Source organism: Salipiger sp. 1_MG-2023 (assembly GCF_030547555.1).
GTDB lineage: Bacteria > Pseudomonadota > Alphaproteobacteria > Rhodobacterales > Rhodobacteraceae > Salipiger.
In genome coordinates, this window is record NZ_JAUOQN010000115.1 from 1 (window position 1) to 4,919 (window position 4,919).

Here is a 4,919-nt window from a genome sequence, read left to right on the forward strand (position 1 = left end):
GTTGGTTCTCGCAACCCGACCCTACCGGGAAACCCGATGGCCACCGTAAGCTACACCACGTCTGGGGACGTCACCCGCCCCAGCGCCCGGTCACTCCTCGCGTGGCTGAATGACAATGGCTGAAAAGCCCCGTAAACTCCGGGTCATTGCAAACTATCTCCTGGATAGACCCTGTTGGACATCGCGCTGATCCGAACGTTTCTCGAAGTGGCTGCGTCCGCCTCTTTCGTGAACGCCAGTGAACGCCTCGGCGTGACCCAATCCGCTGTCAGTCTTCGGATCGCACGTTTGGAAACCGAACTGGGAAAGGCGCTGTTCACCCGGTCAAAGGCTGGCGCGGAGCTGACATCGGCTGGTCGGGAATTCGAACGCTACGCCCTGTCGCTCATCAAGATCTGGGAGGAAGCCCGCCAGCAGATTGGTGTTCCAGAGGGCTATACCAAGTCTCTCAGCATTGGTGCGCAGTATTCCTTGTGGCCACGCCTTGGCTTTCAGTGGATCGACCTGATGCGATCCCGGATGCCCACGCTCAATGTCCGCGCCGAGCTTGGAATGCCCGATCGTCTGACACGGTTTCTGGTGGAAGGGACTGTTCAGATCGGATTGATGTACTCTCCGCGCCTGCGCCCGGGATTGTCGGCCTCCAAGGCTCTGAACGAGGAACTTGTGATGGTAGCCTCTTGGCAGGTCGGTCTTGACGACATTGCAGAGCACTACGTTTTTGTCGATTGGGGGCCAGAATTTGTTCACTCACACACCCTCGAACTGCCAAACCTGACCAATCCCGGCCTGACTCTGGCACTGGGAGTCATGGCCACAGAGTATGTCCTGACACACCGGGCGGTGGCCTACCTTCCCGCGCGTTACATCAAGAATTACCTCGACGCCGGGCAACTCTTTCTGGTGCCCGATGCTCCGGTGTTTCCCTATCCGGTCTGGACCGTCTGGAGAGATGACCTAGACGAGGACATCCGAGAGACCGCAGAAGCCACACTTGTGTCTATTCAGTCACAGGTTCACGACGATCAGAGCTCTGTCATTTCCCAGCTCGTCGATATCAGTGGGGACGACACGTCCCAAGTGTCTGACGCAGGCTGATTTCTCTTTGGGTGAGGAATAGTCGTTTTATCGATAAATAAGATAAATATATCATGTTTTATCGGGGTGGCTAAGTCATGTTCCAGCACATGATGCTCCCGGCCTTTTGGACGGGTCACCTTCTAGGGGGGAGGAACCAACCCATGAAAACCGCAACCACATTCCAGCTGAGCGCAGCGATGCTGATCGCTGCCTTGTCGGGCACCTCGGTATCCGCCCAAAACCTGATCGGTCGTGATTCCATTGCAGAAGACCGGAACGAGGATCTGCTCGAAGCCATCGAAGACGATGCCGAGCGCGAGCTCGACCGGTTCGGCAATGAAGGCCGCCCACAGGGCTTCACCGGCTCTTTCGCCCTGCGCGGCATCGCGTCATCGGGCAATACTGACAGCCTCGACGTGGGCATTGGCACAGACATGAACTATGTCTGGGGCGTGAACGGCGTCCAGTTTCAGATGAATTACGTCTACGGCGAAGATGACGACGTGAAGACCGAGGAAAGCCTGTACTACGACCTCGAATATACGCGCGACTTCACCCCTGTCGTCTTCGGCTACGCCAAGGTGCAGGGTACGGTCGACGAATTCTCGGACTATGAGACGGATACCTTCGCTTCGCTTGGCCTGGGGTACCGGATCTTCAACGACCCGATCCGCCAGTGGTCCGTTCAGGCAGGTCCGGGCTACCGGTTTTCGGAGCTCTCGGACCTGAGCCGGGGCGATATCAGCGAGGAAGCGCTGGGGCTAAGTTCGGATTACGCACATAAGCTGACCGAGACGCTTTTCCTCACCAACGATACTGATGTGGTCTGGTCGGACTCCGATACCGTGGTCTACAACGACCTCGCTCTGAACGTCGCGATGACCAACAGCCTTGCGCTGCGAACCAGCATCCTGACCGAATACCATTCGAAAGTGTCCAGCGGTGTAAACCAGTACGACAACACCTACGGCGTGTCTCTGGTCTACACGTTCAACTGAACCATCACGACCTCATGTGACTTTGGGGGCAGAGCAATCTGCCCCTTTTTTCAGTTTTCAAACTCGGCACCACAGCTTCGAAACCAAGCTGTGAACCGGCGCGCAATTCTGACTCTGGCGCAGATTTTGTCATGAATAAGGGCGGAATATCTATATTTAGCGCGATTTGTCAGCGGCGGGCGGGATGCCGGTACCGTAACGATCTAAAATTTTTGCCGAAAGGACTGCGCGAGCCGAAACAATGTGGACGGCGCCGGGGGTGCAAATGATGCAAGGGTAAACGGCTCGATTGCGTCCTGCCCGGAGTATGGTTGCCGGTCGGCATTGTTGCGCCGCGCGTCGAGCAGCCCCCGCCGCCGCTGGCCATAGGTAAAGGGGTCGAACATGGCCCCGCGGATAAGGCTCTCGACAAGTCCGACAGTCAGACGGGGGGCGAAGAGCGCTTTCAGCGTCGGGCACAGCCGAAGAACACCTCAGATTGACCCCGCTTCCCGCAGGGCACATCCAGGTAGCGTATGTTTGGTGCCAGCCTATACGTTGCTTGCGCGCGTTTTGCGTCCGGCTTCTGTGACCACCGCATGTAACTAAAAAGTTCCCGACAGAGACGAAACTCCGCTAGGCTCGTGCCATGCAAGCCGAGCTGATACAGATATTCATCCTGCTGGGGAGCGTCTTTGCCCTGCTTGTCTGGGGGCGTATCCGCTATGATCTCGTGGCTTTTGGCGCATTGATCCTTGCGGCAACGCTTGGGCTGGTGCCGACCGAGGACGTGTTTTCAGGCTTCGGACACTCAGCCGTGGCCATCATTGCGCTGGTGCTGATCGTCAGCCGGGGGCTGTCGTCCTCTGGCGCTGTGGAGCTGATCGCATCGAGGCTCATCAACCCCGACCGGCCGTTGCCGCTTCATATCGCCGTCATCGCCGCGCTGGCCGCCGGATTGTCGGCGATCATCAACAATGTGGCAGCGCTGGCGCTGTTGATGCCGCTCGATCTCGAGGCTGCCAAGAATGCAAAGCGCTCGGCGGGTCAGACCCTGATGCCGCTGTCTTTCGCGACCATTCTGGGCGGGATGATCACCTTGATCGGGACACCGCCCAATATCGTGATTTCGGAATACCGTCAGGGCGTTCTGGGCGAGCCCTTCGGCATGTTCGATTTTGCGCCGGTAGGGCTTGCCGTTGCGGTTGCCGGGATCGGCTTTGTGTCGCTGCTCGGCTGGCGGTTCCTGCCCGCCCGGGCGTCGCTGCTGGACACCGAAGAAGCGGTGATCAAGGGCCGCTACATCGCCGAGCTGCGTATCGGCGACGAGATGGCGCAAGACGGGATGACGGTGGCGGATCTTTACCCGATGGCGAACGAGGCGGATGTGCATGTTCTGGGCCTGATCCGCCGTGGCAAACGCCTGCGCGGTCTGGCGCCGCGCCAAGAGCTGCGCGCGCGGGACTTCCTCGTCGTCGAAGGAGATCCCAAATCCATCGAGACCTTCATGGGGCAGGCGGGGCTTGATTTCGCCGGTGCGGAAAAACACGAAGGCGGCGTGATCGCACCGGGCCTGACCTTGTCCGAGACCATCGTCCCCGAGGGAGCGCGGATCGTCGGGCGGACCGCGCGCAGCCTGCGGCTGCTGCAGACACATTCGGTGACGCTTCTGGGCATTGCCCGCGGCGGAGAAAGCTTCACCGATCGCGTGCGGCTTCTGCCGATCCGGGCTGGCGATGTGCTGTTGCTGCTGGGCACACCAGAGCGGGTCGCGGCGGCGACGGACTGGCTTGGCGTGCTCTCCCTTGAGGGGCGGCAGACCGAAGTGGTGCAGCGCAGCAAGGCGGGGCTGTCGATCGGTGTCTTCCTGCTGGCTGTCGCCATGGCGGTGCTGGGGCTTCTTCCGCTGTCCGTGGCGCTTGGCGGCGCGGTGATCGCCTATGTCGCCCTCGGCCTTGTCAGCGCGCGCGAGGTCTACGCCTCGGTCGAATGGAAGGTCATCGTGCTTCTGGCCAGTCTCATTCCGCTGGCCGAGGCGTTCGAGCGGGTCGGCGGGGCGGAGCTGATCGCCCGGCAGATCGTCAGACTGAGCGAGGGCTACCCGGCGTGGCTGTCACTGGTTGCCCTGATGGTGGTGACGATGACGCTGTCGGATTTTCTCAACAACGTGGCAACGACGCTGATCGCCGCGCCGATTTCCATGTCGATTGCCGCGACCACGGACACCAATCCCGACACTTACCTGATGACGGTGGCGGTGGCGGCCTCCTGCGCCTTCCTCACCCCGATCGGGCACAAGAACAACACGCTGATCCTTGGGCCCGGCGGGTATCGGTTTGGCGATTACTGGCGCATCGGCCTTCCGCTGGAAATCCTCGTCGTCTGTGTCTCGGTGCCGACCATCTTGCTGGTCTGGCCGCTGTAAGCCGCTAAAGGCAACCTGGGGCGATGCAGATCTGACGATTGACCAAGCACAAAATCCTCGGTGCCGTAACATAGCAGCTTTTGGTGCAGGATACCGTGACTGAAGGGCTTTCGTGATTATAGACACTTCATGCGACCGGCCAGCGCAGAGCTTTAGCGTGTCTGCCGACGCCGTAGTGCGGCGTTACCGAACCGGATATTTGCCGCGCCCGCCACATCAATGCCTCGTCCAAGGGCGGAAGGGCAGACAAGGTCGCGAGATGCGAGTGCCGCGAATGTCGCATCCGCGCTTCGATCTGGTCTATGCATCGGTTTGCCCTTCACTGGGTTTCCGCACCAACTTCCGATGGGCGGTGTTGATCGCGGTAGTGCCCCGAGAGGTGGTGTAAGAGCGCCGACCTTCGGAGAGGTCCAAGGCTGATCAGGTCGCCACGGCGG

At 60.1% G+C, this 4,919-nt stretch carries 3 protein-coding genes; all 3 read left to right on the forward strand.

Going from position 1 to position 4,919, the window contains the following annotated elements:
• The first annotated feature begins 174 nt into the window (after positions 1-174).
• The 3 genes from Q4543_RS23690 to Q4543_RS23700 all read left to right on the forward strand — a co-directional run bounded on the left by Q4543_RS23690 (position 175) and on the right by Q4543_RS23700 (position 4,482).
• A complete protein-coding gene (locus tag Q4543_RS23690; protein WP_303442499.1) occupies positions 175-1,098 on the forward strand; it encodes a LysR family transcriptional regulator in 924 nt (307 codons plus the stop codon).
• A 143-nt stretch (positions 1,099-1,241) separates the two neighbouring features.
• Positions 1,242-2,078, forward strand: coding sequence for a YdiY family protein (locus Q4543_RS23695; RefSeq protein ID WP_303442502.1), 837 nt, complete (start codon positions 1,242-1,244; stop codon positions 2,076-2,078).
• Positions 2,079-2,706: 628 nt separating this feature from the next.
• Positions 2,707-4,482 carry an SLC13 family permease gene (locus Q4543_RS23700; RefSeq protein WP_303442505.1) on the forward strand — a complete coding sequence of 592 codons (1,776 nt, stop codon included), beginning with the start codon at positions 2,707-2,709 and terminating at the stop codon, positions 4,480-4,482.
• The last annotated feature ends 437 nt before the right edge of the window (positions 4,483-4,919 follow it).

What these genes read in the sequence shown, in the direction of transcription:
- Q4543_RS23700 (WP_303442505.1), top strand. Translation starts at nt 2,707, where the DNA reads ATGCAAGCCGAGCTGATACAGATATTCATCCTGCTGGGGAGCGTCTTT.
- Q4543_RS23695 (WP_303442502.1), top strand. Translation starts at nt 1,242, where the DNA reads ATGAAAACCGCAACCACATTCCAGCTGAGCGCAGCGATGCTGATCGCT.